Below are 25,311 nucleotides of genomic sequence, written 5' to 3' on the forward strand. Positions count from 1 at the left end.
CCGCCATGAAACTCATTACCGCAATCATCAAACCCTTCCGCCTGGACGACGTGCGCGAAGCGCTGACCGAGGCCGGCGTCAACGGCGTGACCGTGACCGAGGTCAAGGGCTACGGCCGGCAGAAGGGCCACTCGGAAATATACCGGGGCGCCGAGTACGTGGTGGAACTGCTGCCCAAGGTCAAGCTGGAAATCGTAGTCGGCGACGCGCTGTGCCAGGCCGCCATGGACGCCATTCTCAAGGCGGCCTACACCGGCAAGATCGGCGACGGCAAGCTGTTCGTTCAGGAACTGGAAAGCGTGGTGCGGATACGCACCGGCGAGATGGGCGAAGACGCCCTGTGAGTTGACGGTTGTACCCCTGCGCCGACGCCTTGCGTCGGCGCTTTCATTGGAGCCGGGAAAGCGGTGCGCACAGTGCACCCTACTGCGGAAGGGTAGGGGGCGCCGCGCGCACCAGCTTGTGTTCGAGAAGGAGGCGTGAAGGATGGCGTGGTTGAATGGATGGGGATTCCTGGTCCTGGCGGGACTCTGTGAGGTGCTCTACGCCTCGATCATCCCGCGCACGGATGGATTCACACGGCTCTGGCCGAGCCTGTATTGCGGGTTCTTCCTGCTGCTGAGCATCTATCTGTTGAGCCTGGCCGTACGCGAGCTGCCGCTGGGCCTGGCCTATGCGGTGTGGGTGGGCATCGGCACCCTCGGCACCGTGGCCTACGGCACTCTGTTTCTGGGAGAACAACTGGGCCCGATGCGCGGCCTGTGCCTGGCGATGATAATCGGCGGCATCGTCGGCCTGAAGATGGTGGGAGGCGCGCAGGTGGCGTAGGCGCAGGCCGGCGCCAAATCCCTGGCCGGTGGGGTGGGCTGATGATGAATGCACTCATTCGCCGTATTCGATGATGGCGCCACGCGGCCCACCCTGCCATTGCCGCAATGCCCCGTTTCCAATCGTTTTCCAGGCAATATGCCTGAAATTGGTTCGTTTCCTCAGCTTTGCTGCCGCAGCATCGCCTGAATCTGCTGCACCGATTCCTGGGTCCGCCGCGCCAGGTTGCGTACCTCGTCCGCCACCACCGCGAAACCGCGCCCTTGTTCACCTGCTCGGGCCGCTTCAATGGCGGCGTTGAGCGCCAGCAGGTTGGTCTGTTCGGCGATGCCACGTATCACCCCGGCCACCTGGGCGATCTGGCCATAGGTGGTCTGGATGTTCGCCTGTTCGCGTTCGTGCAGGCTGGCGGCGGTCTTCTCGTCACTGATCTCGCGCACCGCACCGGTGACATAGAGCAACCGGCCTCGGCTGTCGCGCAGGCAGCGGCCGCGTTCGCGGAACCAGACTTCGCCACGGGTCTTGTGGCGCATGCGGTACTCCACCGCATAGAAACCGTCGCCGCTGCTGTCCGCCATCGAAGCGTTGAAGGTCTTCATGACCTCCTTGAGATCGTCCGGGTTGGCCACGCCGAAGTAGCTGTCCCAGCCATCGGGAAACTCCTCGCGCTTGTAGCCGATGAGTTCGCGGAACTGCTCGGACCAGCGGATCACGTTCTGCGGATGGTCGGGGTCGCCGTTCACCACGTTCATCGCCCAGCAGCCTTCGGTGAGGGTGCGTTTGGTCAGGTCCCACACCTCGCGTTCCTTGTCCCACGTTTCCCGTTCGGCCTCCAGGGCCGCCAGACGTTGCCGGTACTCCTCCAGTTCACCGCGCAACCGCGTGTCCTGCTGTTCGGCCTGGGCCAGTCGCCGGTTCAACTCGGCGTACTCATTGGCACTACAGGGTGACGGCGCTTGCCGCTCGGTGTGCTGGCGGATGTGCTGCAGTTCACGCCAGTCGCGCTGCAGCCGTTCCAGGCTGCCAAGCAGCCGGGGTTGGTGTCTCAGTCGTGGCAGTGCGGATTCCGGGCCCTGGTCGCTGGACAGTTGGTCGAGCCACTGGCTGAGTTCGTTGGCCAGGTTGCTAGATGCTTTTCTGAACCACATTGGCCGATTCTCCTTGGCTATGGACGGGGGAGGGACTTGCAGGACTCCCTAGCAAATCCCTCTCCAAGTACCGCATCAGCTGCGCACGCGGGTCTTCTCCGGGTCATAGGCCACGGTGCTGGCGGCCACGCGGGCGCGAATGCGCTTCTGCTGGCCGTCGAGCTTGCCGATTTCCACCGCCGTGCCCGGTTCGCAGTAGCCGATGTCCAGCCGGCACAGGGCGATGTTCTTGCCCAGCACCGGCGAGCGGGTGGCGCTGGTGACGACCCCGACCTGGGCACGGCCGACGCGCACGCAGTCGCCATGGGCGGCCGGTTCGTTGCCATCCAGTTCCAGGCCCACCAGACGCTGTTGCGGATGGGCGCTGCGGCACAGCAGGGCGTCTTTGCCGATGAAGTCGGCCTGCTTGGTCTTCAACGGTACGCAGAAGCCGATGCCGGCCTCGAAGGGATCGGTCTGGTCGCTGAATTCGTAGCCGGCGAAGATCAGCCCGGCCTCGATACGCAGCATGTCCAGCGCGTGCAGGCCCAGCGGCACCAGCCCCAACGGTTCGCCGAGCTGCCAGAGGCGCTTCCACACCTTCATGGCGTCGCTGGGGTGGCACCAGATTTCGTAACCCAGCTCGCCCGTGTAGCCGGTGCGCGACACCATCAGTGGCGGACCGTTGTAGTCGTCCAGCCGGCCGACGAGGAATCGAAACCAGCCGAGGTCTTCCAGTTTTGGTTGAGTGCCCGGCGTCCAGATCATGTCTTTCAGCAGGGTGCGGGCCAGCGGGCCCTGTACGGCGATGTTGTGGATCTGCTCCGAGGCGCTTTTTATCCACACCTTCATGCCCAGCTTTTCGGCCTGCTCACGCAGCCAGACGCCGGCATAGTCCTCACCGCCGATCCAGCGGAACGCATCGGCGCCAAGGCGAAGTAGCGTGCCGTCGTCGAGCATGCCGCCGTGATCAAAGCACATGGCCGAGTACACCACCTGGCCGACCGCGAGCTTGCGCACGTCGCGGGTCAGGCAGTGGTCGAGCAGGGTTTCTGCGTCGGGGCCGAGCACTTCGAATTTGCGCAGGGCGGACAGGTCCATCACCGCCACTTTCTCGCGGCAGCCGTGGTACTCCTCGACCGTGCCGTAGCCGTCGAACTGGATCGGCGTCCAGAAGCCGCGGTAGTCGACGAACTGGCGGGTGAGGCTGGAGGTGCCGGGGTGGAAGCCGCTCTCTCGGGTCAGCACCGGGTCGGCGTCGGGTGTCTTGCGAGTGGCCATGGCGATACTGAAACGCTCCTGTTCGGAATACACGCGGATGTGGATGTCGGTGGGCTGCCAGCCGTTGGCCGGATCGATGTCGTCCGGGCAGGAGCTGCTGGCGCAGACGAGGTCGGTCATGGCCCGCAGCAGTACGTAGTCGCCGGGGCGCGACCAGGGCTCGTCGAGGGTCAGGTGCTGGTGTGCGTCCACCCCGGTGTTGAAGAAGAAGTTGATCGCCGGCCAGCCGGCGCGGCCTTGCACGCCGTACTTCGCCACGGCGCGGCTGATGTTGTCGCTGCAGTTGGCGTGGCCGAAGTAGCCCTGGGATTCGTAGTAGCGTGCGGTACAGGCCAGGGCGAAGGTGTCGTGACGGCCAACGGTATCGCGCACCACTTCCAGCATCGGCTGCAGGTTGCGGTCGAAGAAGCGGCTGAACAGGCCAGGGCCGGGATAGGCGTTGCCGTTCAGGGTGCGGGTGACGGTGGGATCGAGGTCGATCTCGCGGCCGGCGTCCAGGCCACGGCGGTCGAAGGCGACGAAGTCCGAGCACTGGCGTCCGGCGACATCCAACACCTGGATGTACTGGCCGGCGCCGACGACATAGTCCCGCGCGGTGCCGGGTGTGATGGTGAATTCATCCACCAGTTCGCCCAGCGGCGCCGGTAGCGGCGGGGCCAGCACACGGCGCGGGTTGGCGCGGTGGATCAACAGGCGCAGATCGCTGGCGCGAGACTGGCTGTCTACTGGCGTCTGGCCGCCCGGTGCGGCGACTATCACCAGCAGCGCTTCGCTGGCACTGAATCGGCGGCTGAAGCCGGCGGGCGTGCCGGGTTGCCAGAGTCGCGCGGCAGGCGGCAGGTGGCGGCAATCGATGCCACGCCGCACCAGCCCAGCGCTGACATGGGCGGCCTCCGGGCTGCCGTCATGCAGCAGGTGGGCGATGAAGTCGGCGCCGGGGCTGGCGGTGAGGCCAAGGGCGGCCAGCGCCGCGCGGCCGTTGCCGGCGAAGGCCAACAGCTCGGCGGCCTGGTCGCCTTCGAGGTCGATCACCTCCAGACGGTCTCCCGCTTCCAGGGCCACGACGGTCAGCCCGGCGGGGGCGACACGGTGGCGTTCCAGGCCCGGGGCGCGGGCGAACAGGGCCGGCTCCAGCGGCCGGGATATCACGGGCAGGTTCATGTCATGGCTCCACGCAAGGATTCGTTCCGTAGGGTGCGCCGTGCGCACCGATAGCCGTGGCATTCGAGGGCCATCCATCGGTGCGCGCAGCGCACCCTACGGGTACGGTTTCAACCCACGGCTTTGATGGCGGGCAGCGGACCATCAGCCAGGTACGCTGCCAGCGAATCGTCCAGCGCTTCCAGCCAGGGTGTGTGGTGGGGCGTGGCCAGGGTGCCGGTGATGAGCGAGCGGTGGCACTTGTCGCGGTAGCCCATGATGTTTTCGTACTTGTCCTGCTTCCATTGCAGGAAGGTCCGGTTCACCTCGGCGATGTCGAAGCTCGGGTAGTCGGTGGCCTCGATGAGCTGGCGGATGTACTCGCCCTGGAACTCGAACATTTCCTGCGCGGTTTCCAGGGTTTCCTCTTCCTGGCGCCAGGCCAGGTCTTCGGCGTGCATGGTGGCCTGCTCGGGCAGGGCGATGCGGCCGAGGATGACGTCGCGGGCATACCAAGCCTGGGCGTCGAACATGTTGAAGCTGTACCACTGGTCCTGCATGCCGAGGTAAACCAGCTTCGGGTTCTGCTCCCAGAACACGCCCTTGTAGAGGTTCAGCGGCCAGAGGCGGTTGCCTGTCTTCAGGCGCAGCGCTTCCGGCAGGAAGGGGAAATGATGCTTGTAGCCGGTGCAGAGGATGATGGCGTCAACATGCTGGCTGCTGCCGTCGGCGAAGAAGGCAGTGCTGCCCTTCACATGGGTGAGCAGCGGTTTCTCTTCCCAGTTCTCCGGCCACTTGTAGCCCATGGGCGCGCTGCGGTAGCAGCTGGTGATGGTGCGGGCGCCGTACTTGAAACACTGCGAACCGATATCTTCGGCGGAGTAGCTGCCGCCGACGATGAGCACGTCCTTGCCCTTGAATTCCAGCGCGTCGCGGAAGTCGTGGGCGTGCAGCACGCGGCCGGCGAAGCTTTCGAAGCCCCCGAAGTAGGGCACGTTGGGGGTGGAGAAGTGGCCGCTGGCGACTACCACGTAGTCGAAGGTTTCGCTGTAGGTCAGGTCCTTCTCGTAGCTGTGGGCGGTGACCTCGAAGGTGCCGCTGGCGGCGTCCCAGGTCACGCCACGCACCGTAGTGTTGAAGCGGATGTAGGGGCGCACGCCGGCCTTTTCCACACGGCCCTTGATGTAGTCCCAGAGCACTTCGCGGGGCGGGTAGGAGCCCATGGGGCGGCCGAAGTGCTCGTCGAAGCTGTAGTCGGCGAACTCCAGGCATTCCTTCGGCCCGTTGGACCAGAGGTAGCGGTACATGCTGCCGTGCACCGGCTCGCCGTGCTCGTCCAGGCCGGTGCGCCAGGTGTAGTTCCACATGCCGCCCCAGTCCGCTTGCTTCTCGAAGCAGACCAGTTCGGGAATCTCGGCGCCCTTGGCATGGGCCGACTGGAAAGCACGCAACTGGGCGAGGCCGCAGGGGCCGGCGCCGATGATGGCGACTCGTTGTTTCATGCTGGGTTCTCCACGGAAGGTTGGGGCAGGCCGGCGGCCGGGTGCTGGAGGTGCGCCGCGGCCAGGGTGTTCTTCATCAGGAAGGCGATGGTCATGGGACCGACGCCGCCGGGCACTGGGGTGATGGCGGCGGCGCGGGTGAGGGCGGAGTCGAAGTCCACATCACCCACCAGCTTCGAGCGGCCGCCTTCCTCGATGCGGTTGATGCCGACGTCGATCACCACCGCGCCGGGTTTCAGCCAGTCGGCATCCACCAGGCGCGGACGGCCAACGGCGGCGACGACGATGTCCGCCTGGCGGCAGAGTTCTCGCAGGTTGGCGCTTCTCGAATGCACCACGGTCACCGAGCAATGGGCCTTGAGCAGCAGGGCGGCCATGGGCTTGCCGACGATGTTGGAGCGGCCGATCACCACCGCGTGCTGGCCGGCGAGGTCGCCGCAGGTGTCCTGCAACAGGCGCAGGCAGCCGGCCGGGGTGCAGGGCGTGAGCACGTCGCGGCCCTGGCTGAGGCCGCCGACGTTCTCGGCATGGAAGCCGTCGACATCCTTCAGCGGATCGATGGCCTGGAGGACACGGGTTTCGTCGATATGCGCCGGCAGCGGCAACTGCACGAGGATGCCGTGCACGCCGGCGTCGGCATTGAGGCTGTGGATAAGTGCCAGCAACTCGGACTCTTCAGTCTCCGCTGGCAGCTTGTGTTCCAGGGAACGGATGCCGCATTCCTCGGCGCGCAGCACCTTGTTGCGCACGTAGACCTGGCTGGCCGGGTCCTGGCCGACCAGCACCACGGCCAGGGCCGGGGCAATGCCGCTGGCCTTGAGGGTAAGGACGTCGTTCCCGACTTCGGCGAGCACCCGCGCGGCCGCCGCCTTGCCATCGATGAGTGTGGGGGACAGGGCGGCGCTCATCGGAAGATCACCGTCTTGTCGCCATTGAGGAAGACCCGGTGCTCCAGGTGGTATTTCACCGCCTTGGACAGGGCCACGGTTTCGGTGTCACGACCCACGGCCACCAGGTCGTCGGGCAGGTAGGCGTGATCCACGCGCTGCACTTCCTGCTCGATGATCGGGCCTTCATCGAGGTCCGAGGTCACGTAATGGGCGGTGGCGCCGATCAGCTTCACGCCACGCTCGTAAGCCTGGTGGTAGGGCTTGGCGCCCTTGAAGCCGGGCAGGAACGAGTGGTGGATGTTGATGGCGCGACCAGACAGCTGTTTGCACAGGTCGTCGGAGAGGATCTGCATGTAGCGCGCGAGCACCACCAGCTCGGTCCGGGTCTCGTCGACGATCTGCATCAGCGCCGCTTCCTGCTGGGCCTTGGTGTCCTTGGTCACCGGCAGGTAGATGAAGCGGATGCCTTCACGTTCGGCCATCGGGCGCAGGTCGAGGTGGTTGGAGACGATGGCGGTGACCTGCATGTCCATCTCGCCTTTCTGGTGGCGATAGAGCAGGTCGGTGAGGCAATGGTCGTACTTGCTCACCATCAGCAGCACGCGCATCGGGCGGTTGCCTTCGAACAGCTCCCAGTCCATCTCGAAGGGCACGGCGACGTCATCGAAGCCCTGGCGCAGGGCGTCGATATCCGGCTTGGCGCCAGTATTGAAACGGAACACCGCGCGCATGAAGAAGCGCCCGGTGAACTCGTCGTCGAACTGCGCCAGCTCGCTCAGGTAGCACTGCTGCCCGGCGAGGTAGGTGGTGACCGCCGCGACGATGCCGGAGGTGGCCGGGCAGCTGATCTTGAGGATGTAGTGATTCATGTCGGTTGCTCTCATGCAGGCAAGGAACGGCCGCGCTCAGCCCTTGGCGGTGCGCTTTTTCTTCTCGGGGTCGTCGAACGGCAGCGTGTGGGCGATGGCTTTCACGCTGAGGCTGCCGCGCACGTCCAGGGGCACGCCTTGTTCAGCGATCTGCGGCTCGACGCGGGCGATGGCCATGGAGCGGTCGGTGAGGCGCGAGTACATGGCGCAGGTGATGACACCGACCTGGCGGCCGTCGTGCCAGAGGGTGTCGCCGTTCTGCGCGGCGACATGGCCGTCGAGCAGCACGCCGAAGATCTTGAAGCGTTCCTGGCCCTTGAGCCGGTAGTGCTCACCGGCGCCACGGAAGTCCTGCTTGCCGGGCGACACGGTGAAGTCCAGGCCCAGTTCCCACAGGGTGTCGCCGGCCTTCTGGTCGGCGAAGGGGTACATCTGCGAGTTGTCGTAGGGGAAGAACAGCAGGTAGCTCTCCACCCGCAGCCAGTCCAGCGCGGTGAAGGCGCAGGGGATGATGCCGAGGTCCTTGCCCTTGGACAGGATGCCGTCCCAGATGGCCGGGGCATCGGCGGCCTTGCAGAAGATCTCGTAGCCGCGCTCGCCGGTGTAGCCGGTACGGGAGATCATCACCGGGCGGTCGAACAGCTTCGTTTGCATGTGGTGGAAGTAGGGCAGGTCGCGGATGCCCGGTACGTGCTCGGCGAGGAAGTCGACGGCCTTCGGCCCTTGCAGGGAAAGGTCGTGCAGGTCGTCGTCGAACAGTACCGCCACCTGGCGGCCCTGGGCCGAGCGGATCAGTACTTCGTGGCCCGAGCCTGCGCCGTGCACCACCATGAAGGCGTTGGGACCGGTGCGGTAGACGATGCAGTCGTCGATGAACTTGCCGTCCTCGTCGAGCATGCAGGCGTACACCGACTTGCCGGGATAGAGTTTGCTGATGTCGCGGGTGGTGGCATGGTCGAGCAGGCTTTCGGCGTGGGGGCCGACGTAGTGCACCTTCTTCAGGCCGGACACATCCATCAATCCGGCGCGGGTGCGGATGGCCTCGTGGTGGTCGGCGAGATCGCTGGCATAGGTCCAGGCGGTGCCCATGCCGTTCCAGTCTTCCAGGTTTGAACCCAGTGCCAGGTGGCGTTCGCGGAGCGCACTGATGCGCCATGAATTAGCCATGGGAAAGTCCTCTTGTCGTGGTTGTTCGGTCGGGGTGAACGCTCAGGCTTCGGGATCGAACCGGCGCAGCCAGTCCACCAGCGTCTGGCGGTAACGGGTGATGCCCTTGTAGTCGGCGATGGGATCGGGCAGGTCGCGCATCACGCGGTGCAGGCGCTGCGCCCAGGCCGGGTTGCTGACCAGTTCATCGATGCTGATGAGGTAGGTACGGATGCCGAACAGCAGCGCGTTGGAGCGCGGCAGGCGGGTCATCAGTTGCAGCTCGACGCGCAAGTGCACCAGGCGGCCGACGTTCTCCGGCGTGACTTTGCCGCGATCGTTGCCCCACTCGTGGTAGGTCTCGGGCGAGGTGTCCAGGCGCGGGTTGATGGTCAGGGTCCAGTTCAGGCGGCGCACCGGGTGGCCGACCTGGATGTTCAGCAGGTATTTCAGGGCGCGGTCGAACACGCCCATCTGGTGCGCCATGGGCACCGGCGAATGCCATTGCTTGAAGCTCATGCCGGCGTCGAAACGCAGCGACCAGTCGGCAGGGCAGGTGACCATGCCGGCGTCCATGTAGAGGTCGCCGTCGCGCTGGTCGAGCACCGCGAAGTCACCCTGCATCTGCCGGGTGATGTACTCCAGCGGCTCGCAGGGCAGGGTGGCCGGGTCGCCGTAGATGAAGTGCTGGTCGATGCCCAGCGCCAGGTTCTGCCAGTGCCAGGCGTCCCCATTTCGCGAGAGACGGAAGTGCTGCGGGTAATCGTGGGCGAGGTGCTCCATCAGCATCTCCAGCGTGTCCCATGCGGCCTGGGCCATGTGCGGCATCACCAGGCAGCGGTCGGGGTCGAGTTCCAGCACGCGGGCGCGTTCGGCCATCTCGGAGACGTAGTGCTCATCGACGTCGAAGCTGTGCTCGAACACCGAGCCTGGATCGCGCGACACCGCCGGCTCCAGGTTGACCGAGTACAGGTACTGGTCTTCCGGGAACGGAAAGGGAAAACGGGCGATGGCGGCCGGACTGTTGCGGAAGCTGAAGTCGTCCCGGTAGGTCTGCAGCGGCTTGAAGGTCAGGGTCATGGGGGCGTCTCCGGAGTTCAGATATCGAGCAGGATCGGGCTGCCGCAGCCGCGCGAGACGCAGGGCATCAGGCTGCTGGAGCGTTCATCGGCGCTGAGGAAGTGGTCGCGGTGCTCCACGTCGCCTTTCAGCCAGGGTGTCTGGCACTGGCCGCAGACCCCGCCCCGGCAGAGGTTGGGCACGTCCACACCGGCCGCTTCCAGGGCTTCCAGCAGGCTCTGGTCAGGGCCCACTTCCAGTTGCTGGCCGCTGCGCGCCAGCTCGACGCGAAATGGCTGGCCGGGCTCGGGCGCGGCGAAGGCTTCCCAGTGCACGCGGCGCGGGCTCCAGCCCTGGGCGGCGGCCTGTTCCTGCAGGTCCAGCAGCAGGGATTGCGGGCCACAGGCGTAGACATGGGCACCCAGGGCGCGCCCCTGGAGCAGGGCGGCGATGTCGAGCCGGCGCACACCTCCCTGGTATTCATGCAGGTGTGGGCCGAGCAACTGGCGCAGTTCGCCGACATAGGCGTCGCTGGTGCCGGTGCGGTAGGCGTAGTGCAACTCGAAGTCGGCACCCCGGCGCAGCAGCTCCCGGCTGTAGGCGATGAAGGGGGTGATGCCGATGCCGGCGGCCACCAGCAGGTGCTGGCGCGCCTCGCCATGCAGCGGGAACAGGTTGGCCGGTGGCGAGAGGCGCAGCGGGTCGCCGACCTCCAGGCGCTGGTGCAGGTAGCGCGAGCCACCCCGCGAGGCGTCCTGGTGGCGCACCGCGATGCGGTACTGGCGGGTGTCGGCCGGGTCGCCCAGCAGCGAGTAGGCGTTGCGTCGGCCATTGGGCAGGTGCAGTTGCACATGGCTGCCCGCCGAGAAGCCCGGGAGCGCGCCGGCCACGGGCTCGAAGCTGTATTCGCGGATAACGGGGGTCAGCTCGCGGATGGCGGCGACGCGGACATCGATCAGCGGGCTCATGGCAGGACCTCCTGATAGGGCTGGTCGGCATTGGCGCAGACGCCGAGGTAGGCACCCAGGCGTTGGGAGAAGTGGCGGCGTACCTCCAGCACCACGCCGCACTGGGTGCAGGTGAGGTGATCGGCGCTGCTGGCCGGCTGGCAGGTGGCGCAGTGCACGCAGAACACCCGGCGGGTGCCTTCCGGGTTGCTGCTCACGAGGATTTCATCCACTTGCAGGCCGGCGCTGCGGGCCAGGGCGTGCAGCGGCCAGACGAAGGCTTCGTCGCCGCGCAGGTCCAGGCGCAGGCCGACGCGGGCGTCCTTCAGTTGCGCATTGAGGGCCAGCTGCAGGGCGGCGAGGCTGGGGAAGTCCGGCAGGGCCAGGTGCGTCAGCCGGGCCTTGCCCAGTTGCGCGGTGAGGGCGGCGCAGTCATCCCGTCCAGTGCCCTGAGTCACCAGCAGGTGCGCGTTGGCTGTCAGGCTCGGCTGGCCGCTGGGGTAGCGCGGCACGCTGAAGGGGTGGTCGGTTGCAGTGGTGCTCATGGTGTCCTCGCGGATTCGCCTGTTTCCTCGTGGAGAAAATATTTTCTCTTTGGGAATCGGCGCTCAATCCGCACGAGGAGATATGCCAAAAGGGGTAGTGCCCTTGCCAAGGCATGGAAGTTGCTGCTTCCGGGAACCTGCCAACCCAGAGGCGAGCACCGGAGGAGGAGAGGGATGAACAACGCCAGCCTGTTACTGACCGCCGTGCCGTCAGTGCCCGCCCGGGATGAGTTGACCGAGCGCGAGGGCCAGACCCTCGCGTTGATCGCCACGGGGCTCAGCAACAAGCAGATTGCCCGTGAACTGGGTATCAGCGATGGCACGGTGAAGATCTATGTGCGCAACCTGCTGCGCAAATTCCGCCTCAATTCGCGCCTGGAACTGGCTACCCGCGTCCACCGCAGTGGCGCCTCCTGGCGCACGGCGGACGATGTGTCGTTGCCCAGCGAAGGTGCAAGCCCGGCTCCGGCTGCACCGATTCCGCCCGTACCGGGGCTGCTCGATGAACTGCCGGGGTTGATCTACCGGGGCGACAACGACCGCACCTGGTACATGGAATACGTCAGCGCCGGCTGCCTGACCCTCACCGGCTACACGGCCGAGTACCTGACTCGCGACCCCGAGCACAGCTACGGTTCGCTGATCCTCGACGAATACGCCGACTACATCTGGTACTGCGTGCAATGCGCGCTGCTCAAGCGCGAGCCCTACCAGCTCAGCTACCGCATCCGCTGCGCCGACGGGCGCATCAAGAACGTCTGGGAAACCGGGGTGGGTGTTTACTCCAGTTCAGGCGAGGTGCTGGGGATCGAGGGGGCGATCTTCGAGATGCGGGGCTAGCGGTGCGGTAGGGTGCTCTGTGCATCAACCTACGGCAGGCCTGCGGCCTGCAAGACGTGCACGAGGGGCGCTTTTGTAGGGTGTGGCGGGCGGCGCTCCGCTGGAGCGAAGCGATATCCATCGGCGGAGGGGCGATGGGTATCGCAAGCTCCACCCATCCTACGTTGCTGCCTGGAGGTGGGCCGAGAGTCCCCCCTCTCCCCTTGGGAGGGGGGGGCCGTGCCTAGGCAGGGCATTGGCGCGCCAGGCTGCGCCGCATCGCCCAGTAGTAGGTCAGCGCCGGCACCAGCAGGCCCACCACCCAGGCCAGGTCGACGCCGTCCAGCGCGTTGGCGATGGGGCCGACGTAGAGGGTGGTGTTCATGAACGGAATCTCCAGCAGGATCGCCAGCAGGAAGCTGCCGCAGGCCACCAGGTTGACCCGGCCGTAGCGGCCGTCCGGGTCGAAGATATCCGCCACGCAGTAGTCGCCTTTCCTCAGGCAGTAGTAGTCCACCAGGTTGATGGCGGTCCACGGGATGAGGAAGTAGCTCATGAAGAAGATGAAGTTCAGGAAGTAGGTGATGAAGTCGTCCTGGCTGATGGTACACAGCGCGGTGGCGATCACGCTGATGGCCAGCATGAACAGGCCCCGCACCCGTGGCGTCACCCGCAGGCGGGCGAAGGGCTCGATCACCGTGACCGTGGACATGAATGCGCCATAGAGGTTGAACACATTGATCGCCACCTGGCCGTAGAGGATGAAGGCGAACAGCGGCAGGGTGGCGCTACCGAACAGCAGCGCCAGGTGGCGGCCGACGTTATCGGAGAAGCCGCCGATGGCCACGCTGAGCACGGCGCCGAGGATCATCATCCAGGCCCCGCCGGCCACGGTGCCGGCATAGCTGAACCAGAACACCCGCGACATCGGCGTGTTACCCGGCAGGTAGCGCGAGTAGTCGGCGACATAGGGGGCGTAGGACAGCTGCCAGGTGACCGCGATGCTCACCGCCACCAGGAACTTCGACAACGAGAAGCCCGCCGGCGACCACTGTCCTTCGGGGATCGGCAGGCCCAGGGCCAGCGCGGTGGCGACCAGGAAGACCAGCACCGACAGCAGCGACAACACCTTCTGCAAGCGGTGGATCAGGCGGTAGCCGTAGAGCGCCACCAAAAAGCACAGCGCACTGATCAGGTAGATGTTGCCGTTGCCGCTGAGCGGGCTCACCGATTCGATGGCCTGGGCCGCCAGCAGGGTGTTGCTGACGAAGAAACCCAGGTAGATGAGCATCACGAACAGCAGCGGCAGCACCGCACCGATCACGCCGAACTGGGCGCGGCTCTGGATCATCTGCGGGATACCCAGCTTGGGCCCCTGGGCCGAGTGCGAGGCCATGAAGAGGGCGCCGATCAGCGAGCCGAGGATGATCGCCACGGCGCTCCAGAACAGGTTCAGGCCGATCACCACCGGCAGCACGCCGGAGGCGATGGTGGTGATGTTCATGTTGGCGCCGAACCAGATGTAGAACAACGAACCCGGCTGGCCATGGCGCTCGTTTTCGGGGATGAAGTCGATGCTTCTTTTCTCGACGTGCATGGCGATCACTCCTGTTCCTGGCGCGGCAGGCCGAGGGCGGACTGCAGACGGGCGATGGTGGCGACGAACTGTTCGGGGCGGTGCGCGAACTGGTCCGGTTCGCTCGAGCGGCAGGACTGGTGCGGCTCGCCGCTCAGTGCGTTCAGGTACTGGTCGGTGGAAAAGAGTTCGAGGGCGTAAACCCAGTTGGCCATGATCAGCAGGGCGGCGTTATGGGCGGCTTCCGTGGTGCTGGTGCAGGCGTCGGCGATCAGGTCGACGCGGTAGCCCAGGGCGAAGGCGTCCAGCACCGTGGCCAGCACGCAGGCGTCGGTGAGCACACCCGTGACGATCAGCCGGCGCACGCCGAGCGCCCGCAACTGCTGGTCGAGCTCCGTGCGATGGAAGGCGCTGTAGCGCGGCTTGTCGATCACCCGGTCGCCGGGGCGGGGTGCCAGGCGCTCGATGATCTCCACCTGGCGGGTGCCGGCGCGGTAACTGGCCGGGCGTCCGGCGCTGTCCAGCGGCTCGCCGGGTGGCAGGTCGCTGCCGTCCGCCGCGTTGATGTGGCGGGTGTAGATAATGGGGGTGCCTGCATGCCGGGACGCATCCAGCAGGCGGGCGTTGTTGTGGATAACCCGATCAAAGCCATGCAGGGGGAAACCCTCCTCCTGCTGCATGTCGATGACCAGGAAAGCTTTGTCTGTGTTCATGAGCAACTCTTGTTGTTGTTCGGCCATGAGTGCGCGGCGACGGGCAGCATCGGCCAGGCGCACGGAGGCACCTCGGTCGAGCGGAGAAGCGTCGGACGCAGGCGAATTTCAGCGGTGAGAGTTGGTCAGCGGACTATCTGCCAGAAGCCGTTCTGCTTGGCGGTAACGGAGGAGCGCAAGCGCTTGAGGAAGAGATGGGCGGGCGTCCACTTGCCGCGCAGGTAGGCCATGGCTGCCCCGGGCAGTGGCTTGCGGAAGCAGAGGGTGAGGCCAGTCTTGTGCATGGCGTTCGACCACCTGTGGGTTGGTGAAGGGCGGCTGGGTCGCCCGACCCGGCCGCCTGCAGCATAGATCAGCGGAACGCCGGCACCACGTGTTTGATGAAGAGTTCCAGGGACTTCTTCTTCTCGGCATGGGACAGGCTGTTGTCGGCCCAGAAGCTGAACTCGTCCACACCCAGTTCCTGGTAATGGCGAATACGGGCGATCACTTCTTCCGGGGTGCCGATCATGGTGTTCTTGCGGATGTTCTCCAGCTCGAACTCCGGGCGGTCCTTGAACTTCTCTTCCGGGCTCGGCTGGAGGATACCGTTGACCGGGGTTTCCTTGTTGCCGAACCAGGCATCGAAGGTGCGGTAGAAGCGCGAGATGGCGGCGGCGCCGACCTTCCAGCCTTCCGGGTCGTCCACGCTGTGCACGTGGGTGTGGCGCAGCACCATCAGTTGCGGGCGCGGCACGTCCGGGTTGTTGGCCAGGGCAGCCTCGAACTTGTTCTTCAGGTCGACCACTTCCTCGTCACCCTTCATCAGCGGGGTGACCATCACGTTGCAGCCGTTGGCCACGGCGAAGTTGTGGGAGTCCGGGTCGCGGGCGGCGATCCAGACGGGCGGGCCCGGCTGCTGGATCGGACGCGGCGAGGAGGTGGAGGTGGGGAACTTCCAGATTTCGCCATCGTGGGCGACATCGCCCTGCCACAGGGCCTTCACCACCGGCACCATCTCACGCAGGTACTGTCCGCCGGCGGTGGCGGGCAAGCCGTTGGCCATGCGGTCGAATTCGTACTGGTAGGCGCCACGGGCCAGGCCCACTTCCATGCGGCCGTTGCTGATCACGTCCAGCAGGGCGCACTCACCGGCGACGCGGATGGGGTGCCAGAAGGGCGCGATGATGGTGCCGGCGCCCAGGCGAATGGTGCTGGTGCGCGCGGCGAGGTAGGACAGCAGGGGCATCGGGCTCGGCGAGATGGTGTATTCCATCGCGTGGTGTTCGCCGATCCACACGGTGCTGAATCCGCCGGCCTCGGCCATCAGGGTCAGTTCGGTCAGATCCTCGAACAGCTGGCGGTGGCTGATCTGCTCGTCATACCGCTCCATATGCACGAACAACGAAAATTTCATGATGCTTTCCTCAAACCTGTGTCTGTTCGGCCCCGGAGTGGCCGGTTCGGCGAAGCGTGCACTGCGCCTCGATAGTTCTGGATTCCGCTGCGTCGGCAGACGCCTCACACAAGGCGGAGCGGATCGCTGAACATTGGTATACCATAATATGGAATGTCTGCAAGTCTTTCCGATAGGTGCCCGGCTGAACAAGGTGGGATCACCGGATGACTCGGTACCCGGCGCCCTCTGGGAGATGGAAGGAAAGCCAAGGCACAGCCCGACCGGGAATCGTTGGGTTTCGCTTCGCTCTAGCGGAACGCCGCCCGCACCAACCTACGGGAGGCCTGCGGCCTCCTTCGTAGGAGCGAGCTCTGCTCGCGAAGCTTTTCCCGCGCCATAAAAAAACCCCCAATCAAGGGGGCGGGAATCAAAGCACACATCGACTCGATGTCAGGCGAAGGCCTGCAGCGCGCCCATCTTGCCGCGGCAGTAGATCATCGGGATCACAGGCTGCTCGGGGACGATCAGGTTCTTCACCGCGCCTACCAGGATGGCGTGGTCGCCGCCTTCGTATTCGCGCCACAGCTCGCATTCGATGATGGCGGTGGCTTTGGCCAGGATCGGGTTGCCCAACTCGCTCAGGGTCCAGTCGATGCCCTGGGCCTTGTCCCTGCCTTTCTTGGCGAAGGCGTAGGCCTCGCCCTGCTGGTCGGCGGAAAGCAGGTGGATGGCGAAACGCTTGCTCTTGATCAGCACCGGATAGGAGTCGGAACTGTAGTTGGGGCAGAACAGCACCAGGGCCGGGTCCATGGACAGGGAGCTGAAGGCGCTGGCGGTCAGCCCGACGATCTGGCCGTCGTCATCCAGGGTGGTGATGACAGTGACGCCGGAAGGGAAGGAGCCCATGACTTGTTTGTAGGCATTGGTGTCGATCATTTCGGGTACCTATCGGGAGCAAGTGGCTGCGACCGGCAGCGCATCTGTGTCTGATGGTATACCGTAATACTCTCAATGCAAGTGGTATTTTTTGCGCCCTCCTGCTGCCCGACGAACGTCGTGATGAACGCTGCAGGCCACGTAATACGGGAGTTTGGCGGAATAAGGTTGAACGTTTCAGCCATCCTGCGGCGCGTTTTCAGTACAGATAGGCGCTCAAAAAATCCTTGTCTGAGTCTTGGAATACCATAATATGGTGTTCGCTTTCGGGTGGCCTGCGCCGTTGCTATCTAGCCCGATTGCGACCCTTCGTGGCTTTTCTAAAAAGACAATAAGCAAGGCAAGACGATGTCCGAGAATTCCCAGCAGACGCTGATCGAGAACCATACCGTCGACTACGTGCCGCCCGCCGAGCGCCATGGCAAGGCACGCGACCTGTTCACGCTGTGGTTCAGCACCAACATTGCACCACTGCCGATCGTCACCGGGGCCATGGTGGTCCAGGTGTTTCACCTCGACCTGCTCTGGGGCCTGCTGGCTATCGTGCTGGGGCATATGATCGGCGGTGTCTTCATTGCCCTGGCCTCGGCCCAGGGGCCGCAGATGGGCATTCCGCAGATGGTCCAGAGCCGGGGCCAGTTCGGCCGCTACGGTGCGCTGTTGATCGTCTTGTTCGCAGCGGTCATCTATGTCGGCTTCTTCATCTCCAACATCGTCCTGGCGGGCGAGTCGATCCACGGCATCGCCCCCACCGTGCCGCTGCCGGCGGCCATCATCATCGGTGCCATCAGTGCCACTGCCATCGGCGTGATCGGCTATCGCTTCATCCACACCCTGAACCGCATCGGCACCTGGGTGATGGGTGGCGCGCTGCTGGCCGGTTTCATCACCATTTTCTGCAGTGAGCTGCCGGCCGATTTCTTCAGTCGTGGCGGCTACAATCTGTCGGGCTTCCTGGCGACAATCTGCCTGGGGATCATCTGGCAGCTGAGCTTCTCGCCCTACGTCTCGGACTACTCCCGCTACCTGCCGGCCAGCATCGGCATCGCCAAGCCGTTCTGGGCCACCTATTTCGGCGCCTGCCTGGGCACCATCCTGTCTTTCAGCTTCGGCGCGGTGGCCGTGCTGGCAACTCCGGAAGGCACTGAAGCCATGGCGGCGGTGAAGCAGGCGACCGGAGTGCTCGGGCCGCTGCTGATGGTGCTGTTCCTGCTCAACATCATCAGCCACAACGCCCTCAATCTGTATGGCGCGGTACTGTCCATCGTCACCTCGATCCAGACCTTCGCCGGCAGCTGGACGCCGAGCATCCGCGTGCGTGTGGTGCTGTCGGCCCTGGTGCTGGCCGGTTGCTGCGTCATGGCCCTGGGCGCCTCGGCCAACTTCATCTCCCACTTCATCGGCCTGATCCTCGCGCTGCTGCTGGTCCTGGTGCCCTGGGCCACCATCAATCTGGTGGACTTCTACCTGATCAAGCGCGGCCAGTACGACATCGCCTCGATCTTCAAGGCCGATGGCGGCATCTACGGGCGCTTCAATCCCCACGCCATCACCGCCAATTTCATCGGCATCCTGGTGCAGCTGCCGTTCGCCAATACCGCGCTCTATGTCGGTCCCTACGCCAACTATATCGAGGGCGTGGACTTGTCCTGGTTGGCGGGGCTGCTGGTGACCGGCCCGCTCTATTACTGCCTGACCACCCGCAGCAAGGCGGAGCCGACTGGCGATCTCAGCTTGGCCGAATAACCGGCTGAGTTACCCCTCAGGAGCGCCCCGACCTGCCCGGCAGGCCGGGGCGTTCTGCTTTTCGGGCAAGGTGCTCGCGGTCAGCTAGCTTGTATGGATTGGGGTTCTCCGAACGGAGCTGATCATGACAAAGAACAAGAAGAAGGCGACCGCCAGCGAGGCGGTCAAGCACGAGAGCCTGGGCCGCAAAGAGTACGAGAAGGAGCTCAAGCACCTGCATGTGGAGCTGGTGAAACTCCAGCAGTGGGTAGTGGCACAGGGGCTCAAGGTCTGCGTGATCTTCGAGGGGCGTGATGGCGCCGGCAAGGGCGGGACCATCAAGGCCATTACCGAGCGGGTCAGCCCACGGGTGTTCCGGGTGGTGGCGCTGCCGGCTCCGACCGACCGCGAAAAGACCCAGATGTACGGCCAGCGTTACCTGACCCATATGCCGGCTGCCGGAGAGGTCGTGATTTTCGACCGCAGCTGGTACAACCGCGCCGGCGTCGAACGGGTGATGGGCTTCTGCACCGAGGAGCAGGCGAAGAAGTTCCTCGCCGTGACCCCGTTGTTCGAGAAGATGATGGTCGAGTCCGGGATCATCCTCATCAAGTACTGGCTGGAAGTCAGCGCCGAGGAGCAGGCCCGCCGACTCAAGGACCGCATCGACGATGGGCGCAAGATCTGGAAACTGTCGCCCATGGACCTCAAGTCCTACTCCCGCTGGGACGACTACACCCGCGCCCGCGACGAGATGTTCGCCGCCACCGATTCGTCCTGGGCGCCCTGGTACATGGCGAACTCGGAAGACAAGCGGCGCGTGCGGCTGAACATCATCAGCCACCTGCTCAAGCAGATTCCCTACAAGGACCTGACCCACGACCAGAAAGTGGAGCTGCCCAAGCGCGGCAAGCTGGGCAAGTACAAGGCGGCCCCTTACCCCTTCAGGATGGTCGAGGAGCGCTTCTGATATCGCCGTTTTCCCTCCCGCGGGGTGAACACCATGAAGGCGAACCGTTGGCTTTACCTGTTTCTGGTCCTGGCTGTTTCGTTACCGGCCGCCTGGGCGCAGGACTTGCCCAGCGTCGAGCTGAGCGCCGCAGAGGAAGCGGAAGTGGACGCCATGGTCTTGCCGGTGCCACCTGCCCGGAAGGTCGATTTCGACGGGATGCGCAAGAGTCGCCTGGTGCGCATCCTGGTGCCCTACAGCAAGACGTTCTACGCGGTGGATCGCGGTCGCCAGCAGGGGATCAGCTACGAGCTGGGCAAGGCCCTGGAGTCCTGGCTGAACCAGCGCTATCCGTTCGAGAGCAAGTCGCTGAAGTGGCGGGTGTTGTTTATACCGACGGCTCGCGACCAGTTGCTTCCCAAGCTGGTCGAAGGTGTCGGCGACATTGCCGCCGGCGGCCTGACCATCACCCGCAAACGGCTGGAAACGGTGGACTTCGCCGAGCCCTTTGCCAAGGGCATCCGCGAGGCGCTGGTCACCGGGCCCAACGCTGCCAAGGTCGAGAAACTGGAGGACATGGCCGGAATGGAGGTGATGGTGCGTCCCTCCAGCAGCTATTTCGAGCACCTTACCGAACTCAACGAAAGCTTCCGGCAGAAAGGGCTGGCACCCATCCAGATCAGGCCGGCGGACGAAAACCTGGAGTCCGAGGACATTCTGGAGATGGTCAATGTCGGCCTGGTCAATGCCACAGTGGTCGATCGCTATATCGCCGAAGCCTGGAGCCCGATGCTCGAGAGCCTGGTGATCCATGACGCGTTCTATATCCGTGACGATTCCGAGTTTGCCTGGGCGGTACGCAAGGACAGCCCGGCGTTCCTGGACGTGCTGTCTGGGTTTGCCAAGACCCACAAGATCGGCACCACCTTCGGCAACATCCTTCACAAAAAGTACGTGAAGAACAGCAAGGCGCTCTACAACGCCACCACGGAAGAGGAGCTGAAGCGCTTTGCCGAACTGGTCGGTTTTTTTGAAAAGCACGCCACGACCTACGACTTCGACTACCTGATGTTGATGGCACAGGGCTTCCAGGAATCCCAGCTCAACCAGGATGCGCGTAGCCATCGCGGCGCAGTCGGGATCATGCAGCTGCTGCCCAGCACCGCTGCCGACCCCGGCGTGGGAATCAGCGGGATCGACAAGAGCGCGGATCGCAACATAGAGGCCGGCAGCAAGTACATGCGCCTGCTCGCCGACAAGTACCTGAACGATCCCGAGCTGACGAAGCTCAATCGCACCCTGATGTCGTTCGCCGCCTATAACGCCGGCCCCGGCAACCTGCGCAAGTTCCGCCGGCTGGCGGAGAAGTCGGGCCTGGACAAGAACATCTGGTTCGGCAACGTCGAACAGGCCGCCGCGCGCATTGTCGGTCGCGAGACGGTGGATTACGTCGGCAACATCTACAAGTACTACGTGGCTTACAAGCTGGCGCAGGAAAAACAGCGGCTGCGGGCCAAGGGGGGCTGAGTCAGATCACCACGGCGGTGCCGCTGATGCTCACCATCAGCATGCTGCCGTTCTGGCCGACCACCTCGTAGTCGATATCGATGCCGACTACCGCATTGGCGCCGAGCTTCTCGGCGCGCTCGGACAATTCCTCGAAGGCGATCTCCCGGGCCTTGGCCAGTTCCTTCTCGTAGGCGCCGGAGCGTCCGCCGATGATGTCGCGGATGCCGGCGAACAGGTCACGGAACACATTGGCACCGAGAATGGCTTCGCCGACCACGATGCCTTTGTACTCGCGAATGGCCCGGCCTTCGAGGGTGGGGGTGGTGGAGAGGATCATGGGGGCTCCTGGGTGGGGGAAAGAGAGGTTCATTGTAGGAGCGATTCGAGGGGATCAATGCACGGGGCCGTTACCAGGTGCTTCGTTGAAACCGGCGCCTTGCACGACCCGAAACAATGGCGGCTGTCTTGCTGCTGACGCTGTGTCGGTGCGCACAGAGCACCCCACGATGGGCGGTCTGAACGACGTGAAACACCCGTGAGGGGATGGGGAACCCGTAGGGTGCGCTGCGCGCACCAGCGGTATTCGGTGGGGTCTGCGGCCGCCTCGCTGCTGGCGTCGGACTGCCTTGCGAGCGAATTCATTCGTGATTGGAATCGCTCCAACAAGAAAAGGGCGGCACCCCGTTCGGGAGGCCCGCCCTTGTTCCTAGCGCGACTCAGACCAGCGTCAGGGTCACGTCGATATTGCCGCGGGTGGCGTTGGAGTAGGGGCACACGATGTGGGCCTTGTCCACGATGGCACGGGCTTCCTCGTGGTCCAGGCCGGGGATGTCGATGCGCAGCTCCACCTCGATGCCGAAGCCGGTGGGAATGGCACCGATGCCCACGATGCCTTCGATGGAGGTGTCGGCCGGCAGCTTGTGCTTGTCGCGGGCGGCGACGAACTTCAGGGCACCGAGGAAGCAGGCCGAGTAACCGGCTGCGAACAGTTGCTCGGGGTTGGTGCCTTCGCCGCCGGCGCCGCCCAGTTCACGCGGGGTGGTCAGGCTGACGTCGAGTACGCCGTCGGAGGAGATGGCGCGGCCCTCACGGCCGCCGGTGGCTTCTGCAGAGGCGCGGTAGAGAACGGTTTCGATGCTCATGATGGTTTTCCTTTCAGTGGGGTTTCGAGTCTGTGGTGTACGTCAGTGGGTGTTTACTTGTTCACTAATGTTTTGTGCGCTAATCAAATCAACGAGGCAGAAGTTACTGCTGTGTTATTTTGTGCGCAAGTTATTTATTAGAGTATTTCGCGCTAACGCCGCTGTGTTGTGGTCATAAGCCGCTGGAATGCGCCATGAGTGGGATAGGTAGCGGAGCCGGCCCGGCGTTATGCTGCGTGCCGCCAACCGAGGCGATGGTCTATATGAATAAGAGCGGGTTCCCTTGATTATGTTGTTGCAATAACAAAATATTGTGTATTGCCTAGTGAATTTAAGTGGTTTGTTGCAGTATTGTGGTTTATATAAAAACAAATTCACCCGCTACCTGGAGTCGAATCCATGCATCCCCGCGTACTTGAGGTAACCGAGCGCCTGGTTGAACGCAGCCGAGCTACCCGCGAGCGCTACCTGGCGATGATTCACAAGGCGGCCAGCGACGGGCCGCAGCGCGGCAAACTGCAGTGCGCCAACTTCGCCCACGGGGTGGCCGGTTGCGGGGGCGGTGACAAGCAGCGCCTGCGCCTGATGGATTCGGCCAACGTGGCCATCGTCACCGCCTACAACGACATGCTCTCGGCCCACCAGCCCTACGAGGACTACCCGGAGAAGATCCGCCAGGCCCTGCGTGACATCGGCTCGGTAGGGCAGGTCGCCGGTGGCGTGCCGGCCATGTGCGACGGCGTCACCCAGGGCGAACCGGGCATGGAGCTGGGTATCGCCAGCCGCGAAGTGATCGCCATGTCCACCGCCGTGGCGCTGTCCCACAACATGTTCGACGCGGCGCTGTTCCTCGGTATCTGCGACAAGATCGTCCCCGGCCTGATGATGGGCGCCCTGCGCTTCGGCCACCTGCCGTCGATCTTCGTGCCTGCCGGTCCCATGCCGTCTGGCCTGTCGAACAAGGAAAAGGCCGATGTGCGCCAGCGCTACGCCGAAGGCAAGGCCAGCCGCGATGAGCTGCTGGAGTCGGAAATGAAGGCCTACCACAGCCCCGGCACCTGCACCTTCTACGGCACCGCCAACACCAACCAGATGCTCATGGAAGTGATGGGCCTGCATTTGCCGGGCGCCTCCTTCGTCAATCCGAATACCCCGTTGCGCGAGGCGCTGACCGTGGAAGCGGCGCGCCAGGCCACGCGCCTGACGAAGCAGGGTGGCCAGTTCTTGCCCATTGGCGAGATCGTCGACGAGCGCGTGCTGATCAACTCGATCGTGGCCCTGCACGCCACCGGCGGCTCCACCAACCACACCCTGCACATGCCGGCCATTGCCCAGGCAGCGGGCATCCAGCTCACCTGGCAGGACATGGCCGACCTCTCCGAAGTGGTGCCGACCCTGGCTCACGTCTATCCCAACGGCAAGGCCGACATCAACCACTTCCACGCCGCCGGTGGCGTCGCCTTCCTGGTGCGCGAACTGCTCGATGCCGGCCTGCTGCACGAAGACGTCAACACCGTCATGGGCCGTGGCTTGCGTCGCTACACCCAGGAGCCTTTCCTCGACGACGGCAAGCTGGTCTGGCGCGAAGGTCCGGCGGCCAGCCTCGACGACAGCATCCTGCGCCCGGTGGCACGGCCCTTCTCGCCAGAGGGCGGCTTGCGGGTCATGGAAGGCAACCTCGGGCGCGGTGTGATGAAAGTGTCCGCCGTGGCGCCCGAGCATCAGGTGGTGGAAGCGCCGGCACGGGTCTTCCATGACCAGCAGGCCCTGGCCGATGCCTTCACGGCCGGCGAGCTGGATCGCGACCTGGTGGCGGTAATGCGCTTCCAGGGGCCGCGCAGCAATGGCATGCCCGAGCTGCACAAGATGACCCCCTTCCTTGGTGTGCTGCAGGACCGCGGCTTCAAGGTCGCACTGGTCACCGACGGGCGCATGTCCGGTGCCTCGGGCAAGATTCCCGCAGCCATCCACGTCTGCCCGGAAGCCTTCGACGGCGGCCCGCTGGCGCGGGTGCGCGATGGCGACCTGGTGCGCGTGGACGGCACTACCGGCACCCTCGAAGTGCTGGTGGACGCCGCCGAGTTTGCATCGCGCGAACTGGCGCCGTGGGACCTCGAAGCCAATGTCGGCACCGGCCGCGAGCTGTTCGCCTTCATGCGCGAATCCTTCAGCACGGCCGAGCAGGGCGCCAGCGCCTTCACTCGCAACCTGGAGCGCCTGAAGTGAAGCTGGCGCTGGTTGGAGACATCGGTGGTACCAATGCGCGCTTCGCCCTGTGGCGCGACGAAAAACTGGAGTCGGTGCGCGTGCTGGCCACCGCCGACTTCGCCGGGCCGGAACAGGCGATCAGTCACTACCTGGCCGGGCTCGGCCTGGCGGGAGGCAGCCTGGGCGCAGTCTGCCTGGCAGTCGCTGGCCCGGTGGGTGGCGAGCATTTCCGCTTCACCAACAACCACTGGCGCCTCAGCCGCTCGGCCTTTTGCCGCACCTTGCAGGTGGACGAGCTGCTGCTGATCAACGATTTCTCCGCGATGGCCCTGGGCATGACCCGCCTGCGCGAGCACGAGAAGCTGCAGGTCTGCCCCGGCGTCGCCGACCCGGATAGCCCGGCGGTGGTGATCGGCCCGGGCACCGGTCTTGGCGTCGGCACCTTGCTGCCGTTGGGTGAAGGACGCTGGAAGGCCTTGCCGGGGGAGGGTGGGCATGTCGACCTGCCGCTGGGCAACCTGCGCGAAGCGACCCTCTGGCAGCAATTGCACGACCAGCTCGGCCATGTCAGCGCCGAGAGCGTGCTCAGCGGCAACGGCCTGCTGCAGCTTTATCGCGCCGTCTGTGCGGTTGACGGCCATGCGCCGCGCCTGGCCTCGCCCGCCGAAGTGAGCGCTGCGGCCCTGGCCGGAGACCCGTTGGCCATCGATGTGCTGGAGCTGTTCTGCAGCTGGCTCGGCCGGGTGGCCGGCAACAACGTGCTGACCCTTGGCGGCCGTGGTGGCGTGTATATAGTCGGCGGCGTGGTGCCGCGCTTCGCGGCGTTCTTCCAGAAGAGCGGCTTCGCCCGCGCCTTCGCCAGCAAGGGTTGCATGAGCGGGTACTTCGAAGGCATTCCGGTATGGCTGGTGACGGCCGAGTACCCCGGCCTGGAAGGGGCGGGCGTCGCCCTTCAGCAGGAGCTGTTTCGTAGGATGGCGTAGAGCCTAGCGAAACCCATCGGTCCGAGTGATGGGTTTCCC

23 protein-coding genes and 1 pseudogene are annotated in these 25,311 nt (G+C 64.8%); 8 read left to right on the forward strand and 16 right to left on the reverse strand.

The window, feature by feature from the left end; translation table 11 throughout:
- Nucleotides 1-5 precede the first annotated feature (5 nt).
- Nucleotides 6-344, forward strand: a complete 339-nt coding sequence (locus tag THL1_RS07465; RefSeq protein WP_069082670.1) for a P-II family nitrogen regulator — start codon at nucleotides 6-8, stop codon at nucleotides 342-344.
- A 142-nt stretch (nucleotides 345-486) separates the two neighbouring features.
- Nucleotides 487-828: a DMT family transporter gene (locus THL1_RS07470; protein ID WP_069082671.1), complete on the forward strand. Its 342-nt coding sequence runs from the start codon at nucleotides 487-489 to the stop codon at nucleotides 826-828.
- A 176-nt stretch (nucleotides 829-1,004) separates the two neighbouring features.
- Here THL1_RS07470 and THL1_RS31165 read toward each other — a convergent pair.
- The 9 genes and pseudogenes from THL1_RS31165 to THL1_RS07515 form a co-directional block, all read right to left on the reverse strand.
- Nucleotides 1,005-1,976: pseudogene (locus THL1_RS31165) on the reverse strand (methyl-accepting chemotaxis protein); the annotation flags it as partial.
- Between the two features lie 75 nt (nucleotides 1,977-2,051).
- Nucleotides 2,052-4,397, reverse strand: coding sequence for a DUF1989 domain-containing protein (locus tag THL1_RS07480; RefSeq protein ID WP_069082673.1), 2,346 nt, complete (start codon nucleotides 4,395-4,397; stop codon nucleotides 2,052-2,054).
- A 110-nt stretch (nucleotides 4,398-4,507) separates the two neighbouring features.
- Nucleotides 4,508-5,878 carry an NAD(P)-binding domain-containing protein gene (locus THL1_RS07485; protein WP_069082674.1) on the reverse strand — a complete coding sequence of 457 codons (1,371 nt, stop codon included), beginning with the start codon at nucleotides 5,876-5,878 and terminating at the stop codon, nucleotides 4,508-4,510.
- On the reverse strand, nucleotides 5,875-6,786 hold the full coding sequence (gene folD / locus THL1_RS07490) for a bifunctional methylenetetrahydrofolate dehydrogenase/methenyltetrahydrofolate cyclohydrolase FolD (RefSeq protein ID WP_069082675.1): 912 nt from the start codon (nucleotides 6,784-6,786) through the stop codon (nucleotides 5,875-5,877). The genes THL1_RS07485 and folD overlap by 4 nt, the downstream gene beginning before the upstream one ends.
- On the reverse strand, nucleotides 6,783-7,652 hold the full coding sequence (gene purU, locus THL1_RS07495; RefSeq protein WP_414703728.1) for a formyltetrahydrofolate deformylase: 870 nt from the start codon (nucleotides 7,650-7,652) through the stop codon (nucleotides 6,783-6,785). The genes folD and purU overlap by 4 nt, the downstream gene beginning before the upstream one ends.
- A 21-nt stretch (nucleotides 7,653-7,673) precedes the next feature.
- Nucleotides 7,674-8,804: an aminomethyltransferase family protein gene (locus THL1_RS07500; RefSeq protein WP_069082677.1), complete on the reverse strand. Its 1,131-nt coding sequence runs from the start codon at nucleotides 8,802-8,804 to the stop codon at nucleotides 7,674-7,676.
- Between the two features lie 42 nt (nucleotides 8,805-8,846).
- A complete protein-coding gene (locus THL1_RS07505) occupies nucleotides 8,847-9,863 on the reverse strand; it encodes a heme-dependent oxidative N-demethylase family protein (protein WP_069082678.1) in 1,017 nt (338 codons plus the stop codon).
- 17 nt (nucleotides 9,864-9,880) lie between these two features.
- Complete coding sequence (locus THL1_RS07510; RefSeq protein ID WP_069082679.1) at nucleotides 9,881-10,810, reverse strand: PDR/VanB family oxidoreductase; 930 nt, start codon at nucleotides 10,808-10,810, stop codon at nucleotides 9,881-9,883.
- Entirely contained in the window at nucleotides 10,807-11,334 is a 528-nt protein-coding gene (locus tag THL1_RS07515) for a dimethylamine monooxygenase subunit DmmA family protein (protein WP_069082680.1), read from the reverse strand. Before THL1_RS07515 ends, THL1_RS07510 begins: the two co-directional genes overlap by 4 nt.
- Nucleotides 11,335-11,508: 174 nt before the next feature.
- Here THL1_RS07515 and THL1_RS07520 point away from each other — a divergent pair, with 174 nt between their 5' ends.
- Nucleotides 11,509-12,174: a LuxR C-terminal-related transcriptional regulator gene (locus THL1_RS07520; RefSeq protein WP_069082681.1), complete on the forward strand. Its 666-nt coding sequence runs from the start codon at nucleotides 11,509-11,511 to the stop codon at nucleotides 12,172-12,174.
- Between the two features lie 223 nt (nucleotides 12,175-12,397).
- On the opposite strand, the gene THL1_RS07525 is transcribed toward THL1_RS07520, so the two are convergent.
- The 5 genes from THL1_RS07525 to THL1_RS07540 form a co-directional block, all read right to left on the reverse strand.
- On the reverse strand, nucleotides 12,398-13,750 hold the full coding sequence (locus THL1_RS07525) for a purine-cytosine permease family protein (protein WP_069086441.1): 1,353 nt from the start codon (nucleotides 13,748-13,750) through the stop codon (nucleotides 12,398-12,400).
- Between the two features lie 5 nt (nucleotides 13,751-13,755).
- Nucleotides 13,756-14,442 carry a cysteine hydrolase family protein gene (locus THL1_RS07530; protein ID WP_069086442.1) on the reverse strand — a complete coding sequence of 229 codons (687 nt, stop codon included), beginning with the start codon at nucleotides 14,440-14,442 and terminating at the stop codon, nucleotides 13,756-13,758.
- Between the two features lie 125 nt (nucleotides 14,443-14,567).
- Nucleotides 14,568-14,726 carry a hypothetical protein gene (locus THL1_RS30275; RefSeq protein ID WP_177343819.1) on the reverse strand — a complete coding sequence of 53 codons (159 nt, stop codon included), beginning with the start codon at nucleotides 14,724-14,726 and terminating at the stop codon, nucleotides 14,568-14,570.
- A 68-nt stretch (nucleotides 14,727-14,794) separates the two neighbouring features.
- A complete protein-coding gene (locus THL1_RS07535; protein WP_069082682.1) occupies nucleotides 14,795-15,838 on the reverse strand; it encodes an LLM class flavin-dependent oxidoreductase in 1,044 nt (347 codons plus the stop codon).
- Nucleotides 15,839-16,270: 432 nt separating this feature from the next.
- Nucleotides 16,271-16,756 (reverse strand): flavin reductase family protein, encoded by a 486-nt coding sequence (locus THL1_RS07540; RefSeq protein WP_069082683.1) that lies wholly within the window; start codon nucleotides 16,754-16,756, stop codon nucleotides 16,271-16,273.
- A gap of 348 nt (nucleotides 16,757-17,104) precedes the next feature.
- Between THL1_RS07540 and THL1_RS07545 the strand changes: the two genes are divergently transcribed.
- The 3 genes from THL1_RS07545 (at nucleotide 17,105) to THL1_RS07555 (ending at nucleotide 20,957) form a co-directional block, all read left to right on the forward strand.
- Complete coding sequence (locus THL1_RS07545; RefSeq protein WP_069082684.1) at nucleotides 17,105-18,502, forward strand: purine-cytosine permease family protein; 1,398 nt, start codon at nucleotides 17,105-17,107, stop codon at nucleotides 18,500-18,502.
- 124 nt (nucleotides 18,503-18,626) lie between these two features.
- Nucleotides 18,627-19,451: a polyphosphate kinase 2 gene (gene ppk2 / locus THL1_RS07550; protein ID WP_069082685.1), complete on the forward strand. Its 825-nt coding sequence runs from the start codon at nucleotides 18,627-18,629 to the stop codon at nucleotides 19,449-19,451.
- A 33-nt stretch (nucleotides 19,452-19,484) separates the two neighbouring features.
- Nucleotides 19,485-20,957 carry a lytic transglycosylase F gene (locus THL1_RS07555; protein WP_145928271.1) on the forward strand — a complete coding sequence of 491 codons (1,473 nt, stop codon included), beginning with the start codon at nucleotides 19,485-19,487 and terminating at the stop codon, nucleotides 20,955-20,957.
- A 1-nt stretch (nucleotide 20,958) separates the two neighbouring features.
- Here the strand turns inward: THL1_RS07555 and THL1_RS07560 are convergent, their stop codons facing one another.
- A complete protein-coding gene (locus tag THL1_RS07560) occupies nucleotides 20,959-21,276 on the reverse strand; it encodes a heavy metal-binding domain-containing protein (RefSeq protein ID WP_069082687.1) in 318 nt (105 codons plus the stop codon).
- A gap of 379 nt (nucleotides 21,277-21,655) precedes the next feature.
- Nucleotides 21,656-22,081 carry an organic hydroperoxide resistance protein gene (locus tag THL1_RS07565; RefSeq protein ID WP_069082688.1) on the reverse strand — a complete coding sequence of 142 codons (426 nt, stop codon included), beginning with the start codon at nucleotides 22,079-22,081 and terminating at the stop codon, nucleotides 21,656-21,658.
- A gap of 399 nt (nucleotides 22,082-22,480) precedes the next feature.
- Here THL1_RS07565 and edd point away from each other — a divergent pair, with 399 nt between their 5' ends.
- Together edd and THL1_RS07575 are read left to right on the forward strand one after the other, a co-directional pair.
- Nucleotides 22,481-24,307, forward strand: a complete 1,827-nt coding sequence (gene edd, locus THL1_RS07570; protein ID WP_069082689.1) for a phosphogluconate dehydratase — start codon at nucleotides 22,481-22,483, stop codon at nucleotides 24,305-24,307.
- Nucleotides 24,304-25,272, forward strand: coding sequence for a glucokinase (locus THL1_RS07575; RefSeq protein ID WP_069082690.1), 969 nt, complete (start codon nucleotides 24,304-24,306; stop codon nucleotides 25,270-25,272). Before edd ends, THL1_RS07575 begins: the two co-directional genes overlap by 4 nt.
- Nucleotides 25,273-25,311: the final 39 nt, after the last annotated feature.

Origin of the sequence: Pseudomonas sp. TCU-HL1, assembly GCF_001708505.1 — a bacterium.
GTDB lineage: Bacteria > Pseudomonadota > Gammaproteobacteria > Pseudomonadales > Pseudomonadaceae > Metapseudomonas.